This window comes from Flavobacterium sp. NKUCC04_CG (assembly GCF_019345525.1).
Lineage (GTDB): Bacteria > Bacteroidota > Bacteroidia > Flavobacteriales > Flavobacteriaceae > Flavobacterium.
Genome location: NZ_JAHKRA010000063.1, coordinates 1 through 313 on the forward strand (window position 1 = coordinate 1; position 313 = coordinate 313).

Genomic DNA, 313 nt, shown 5'->3' on the forward strand with positions numbered 1-313 from the left:
AACGATGTCTTCGAAATTGATGATGTGGGTATTACCCGCTTGATCAATATAAGTGAATTGAGTTCCGTCGTAATAAACGTTACCGCCTACATAAGTATTGGTCAAGTTTTCGATCAATTGCTCCAATACTGTAGTATTGGTGATGATGTCCGTAAAGTTGTTGATCACATCAGCCGGTACGTCAATCGTAGTTACAGTTCCATTTTCAGAAGTATAAGTATAAGTACCGTCTAGATTGTTTACCAAAGTAGTGATGGTTTCTGCTCCGGCAGCTACCATGGCTTTGATATCTACAGTTACACTAGCACCCGCT

At 40.3% G+C, this 313-nt stretch carries 1 pseudogene; it reads right to left on the reverse strand.

Going from position 1 to position 313, the window contains the following annotated elements:
* Positions 1 to 313: pseudogene (locus tag KO524_RS15235) on the reverse strand (hypothetical protein); the annotation flags it as partial.